General features: G+C 36.4%; 3 protein-coding genes. 1 reads left to right on the top strand and 2 read right to left on the bottom strand.

Going from position 1 to position 3,933, the window contains the following annotated elements; translation table 11 throughout:
• Window positions 1-180: hypothetical protein (locus IWB18_RS12445; RefSeq protein ID WP_207740837.1), on the top strand; the 180-nt coding region annotated here is incomplete at its 5' end.
• Window positions 181-210: 30 nt separating this feature from the next.
• Here the strand turns inward: IWB18_RS12445 and IWB18_RS12175 are convergent.
• Entirely contained in the window at window positions 211-2,925 is a 2,715-nt protein-coding gene (locus IWB18_RS12175) for a PAS domain S-box protein (RefSeq protein ID WP_195683895.1), read from the bottom strand.
• A 133-nt stretch (window positions 2,926-3,058) separates the two neighbouring features.
• Window positions 3,059-3,592 carry a hypothetical protein gene (locus tag IWB18_RS12170; RefSeq protein ID WP_195683894.1) on the bottom strand — a complete coding sequence of 178 codons (534 nt, stop codon included), beginning with the start codon at window positions 3,590-3,592 and terminating at the stop codon, window positions 3,059-3,061.
• Between the last annotated feature and the right edge of the window lie 341 nt (window positions 3,593-3,933).

The following is a 3,933-nucleotide window of genomic DNA, read 5'->3' as shown; positions in this document are numbered from 1 at the left end:
TTTACGAATTATTCTTTGAAAAACAACAGTCTGTCTCAATTTAATATGAGACAGACTGAAAAAGAGACATTTTCTAACGATAATTACTTTAAAAAAAAGAGACATTTTCTCAAGTTATTGACATATTTATATTCCAAATCACCAAATAAAAACAGGACTCCATGTCCTGTTTTTATTTAAACTATGCCAAGATCATCTGACCTCTTTGTTTCACTTCATCAATTGAACGAATACATCCACGATTTCCGGATCGAATTGGGTTCCGGCACATCTCATCAATTCGTTTATCGCTTCTTTTTTTGTTTTGGTTTTTTGATAAGGCCTGTTGGCAGTCATTGCTTCGTATACATCGGCAACTGCTATTATTCTTGATACAAGAGGAATTTTTTCTCCTTTCAAGCCTTCCGGATAGCCGTTGCCATCCCACCTTTCATGATGATGCAACACAGATTCAGCCATCGACGCGTACTCGTCAACTGTTTTAAGGATCTGATAACCAGTTTGAGGATGACGCTTGATTATTTCAAACTCTTCAAAAGTAAGTTTGGACGGCTTGTTCAAAAGCTCCGGCGGAACCATGATTTTTCCTATGTCGTGAAGGATCCCTGCTTTTGTGATTTCTTCAACTTCTCTCTCACTAAAACCCATTTTTTTTGCTATCTCTCCACAGTACAAGGAAACTCTCTCTGTGTGTATTTGTTCCTGATCGTACTTCAAATTGATGTTTTTCAAAACAGTCTCTATGGTTTTGCTTCTCATGGTTTTTCCAAACTTCAACTTGTCCTTGTACATCAAATTGTCTGCAATTTTTCTTATATCATCTATATCTTCGTCTACGGACTTTTTAACTGCATAACCAATGGACAAAGAGACTATGATAGACTCTATTTTGGATTTGGCAGCCTTACTCAAAATATTTTGCTTGATTTTTTCTGCTCTTTTTTCATCTGTATTCGGTAAAATAACGATGAATTCATCCCCACCGACGCGACCTACTATATCATCTTTTCTGCATTCGTTTTTGATTATCTTTCCTACAGATTTTAATAATTCGTCACCGACCTGATGACCGTAAGCATCATTTGTCAACTTTAATCCATTAACATCTATGGCTAAAACTGTTATGGGAAAATTCTTTTTTGTATTTATTCTTTTAATTGTATCCTCGATATACCTTCTATTGTACAAACCTGTCAAATAATCCCTGAAACTAAGGTATTCGATTTGATCCTGTTTTTCCTTCTTGTCGGTAAAGTCCCTGAACACCACAACAACTCCTGTTATCCTGCCGCTTTTATCTTTTATTGGTGCCGCACTATCCTCTATTGATACTTCTTCACCGGTTTTTGAAATAAGTATCGTATGGTTTGCCAGATAAACGATTTCTCCCGTTTTAAAAACTTTCTCAACTGGATTAACACAAGGTCTGCGTGTATATTCGTGAATTATATTGAAAACTTTTTCAAAGGGTTGACCAATGGCATCCGCTTCGCTCCAACCTGTAAGATCTTCTGCAATTTTGTTCATTACTGTTACATTTCCCTGAATATCTGTAGAAATCACTCCGTCGCCTATGGACATCAATGTGGTTTCATATTGTTCTTTTCTCCAAATCAATTCATTTCTGAAATTTTCCCTGGCTGTAACATCAAAAATAATAGAGTACAGCACTCTTTTGCCATTTATGTTAAGTGGCGCGGTATAAACATCTACAAGCTTGATTTCTCCATTTTTTAACCTGTGGGGAAAGATAAAATATCTTTGCCTTCCATCCTTTGCCTGTACGATCCGATTTTCCAGCTCGCTTTTATCAAGCATGTTGATATCACCGATCTTGATTTTGAGCAATTCATCCCTGGTATATCCGTAAAAATCGCTGGCCGCCGGATTTGAATCCAAAATACTGCCCGATTCGGGATCGAGCAAGATCATAACAGCAGTGTGATCATTGAACATGGCTTGATTTCTTTTAGACAATTCATTGATCTCTGTTTCAAATTTTTTTCTTTCCGTTATGTCCTTGCTTGCCCCCACAATATTCCTTATCCTGCCATTTTCATACACTGGAGTCAAACTTGTCAAAAATGTCAGCTCTTTATCTAAAAAACTCATGGTCTCTTCATATTCCGTTGTTTCCCCAGATTCCAAGCACCTGGTGTAGTTGGTACTTATCAACGCACCCAATTCTTCCCCGACCAACTCGCATGGGGTCTTGCCGCTTATCATTTCATGGGATAATCCCGTCAACTTTTGATGAGCTCTGTTGTTCCTTGCAAACCGGAATTCTTTACCTTCAACATTTATCAAAAACATTGCATCATGAGTGCTGTCAAATATAATGTCGAGGTCTTGAAGACGTTCTTCCTTTTCCTGTTGCTTTAATTTGTTTTGGGTTTCTTTCAACTCTGTTATATCAACATGGGTTCCTACAGTGAGATTATTTGGGCACCCCTCTCTGTCGGCTATGGTTCTTCCTCTGGATCTTATCCATGCCCAGCTTCCATCTTTGCGTTTCATTCTAAAGTGAACGTCAAAGGTATGATTTTGTTGATTTTCTACGTATTCCTTAAAATATTTATAAATTTCCGGTCTGTCTTCAGGATGCAATAATTCTGTCCAAACGCGATCCAAATCTCCTTTACACACCTTGAATTCTGAAGTTTCATACCCAAGCATTGTAAAGTACTCGGGACTGCACCACATAAGATTTTTACTTTTATCATATTCCCAAACTCCCGTACAAGATACTTCCAGGACAGACCTGTACCGTTCGAAATTATGTCGCTGCATTTCATTTTTTCCAATGTATTCTTTACTATAATTCACTTCCCGAACTTCTCCTTCCGACAAATCTTTGATCCTCTTTTGTATTTGAATATTCCAAAAAGCCGACTGAGATAGCCGGCTTAACAGATAAATAAACATATATTGCTTCGTGCATGCATCATATTTCAAATACTGCTTATTATCCCGCTTCTTTTATATCGGCGAGGCAGAAGAATGTTTAATAAGAAAAGATGAAAAAGTTTAAATACTGTAAGAATTTTGAATGAAATTGTTACTTCCAGACAAACTCTCCGCTCATATTGTCAATAATACGCTTATCACACTCTGATATGATCCTTATTTCATTTATATTCGAAAATGAAGTCGTGCTGCCATTTTTCTCAATGTCCAGTGTATAACTGACATCGTATGTCGTGTAATCAACCTCTTTGTTCTTATAACTGTCCGTATAAGTTCCTTCGTCTTTTTTAACTAAGACCTGATCTTTAATCGTTAGGGCTTCCATATCTAATTCTTTCATTTGAAGGTTTGGCAACAATCGATTACTGACCATCCTTTCGAGGCAAGGTTCCGACAATACGGTCTTGAATTCCTTTAGAAATTCCCAGTCTTTATAATCAGAGTCGGATCGCATTATCTCTTCCCATTCATTCCAATCGCTGGATGACATGGTAATTTGCCCAAAATATCTTTGTAAAAAACTTTCTACAACTTCTTTATCTTTATCTAACGAAACATTACTTGTGCACCCCAACATTGTTAAGCACGTAAATAAAACAAGTAAAAAGGTTACTCTTTTGATCATTCCTGCGCCCCTCCATTCGATGTTTTTAATTTTTAAATCGCTAATATTAGTATACTAATCTTGGAAATATAAATCAAAGACAGGACTACTTCTCCTGATTTTCATATTTCTATCGATTTTTTTGCTGAAATCATCTTTGGTCATCTTCACATTTTGAAGGTGCTTTATAGACACATTATTTTTAATTGGTTATAATTGTAATAAGTATCCTAACCGATAAAGTCTATATAATGGTGTAAATTCAAAAATTAAAAAAATTGAGCCAAAAGGGTTCAACCTCGGATAAAATAGAGTTGTCGAAAAACCATCAACCCGAGGAGGAAACCCAAATGACTCAGATT

Origin of the sequence: Alkalibacter mobilis (genome assembly GCF_015594845.1) — a bacterium.
Lineage (GTDB): Bacteria > Bacillota > Clostridia > Eubacteriales > Alkalibacteraceae > Alkalibacter > Alkalibacter mobilis.
Note: the sequence above shows the minus strand (reverse complement) of the source record. Positions and strands in the feature narration are given on the sequence as shown.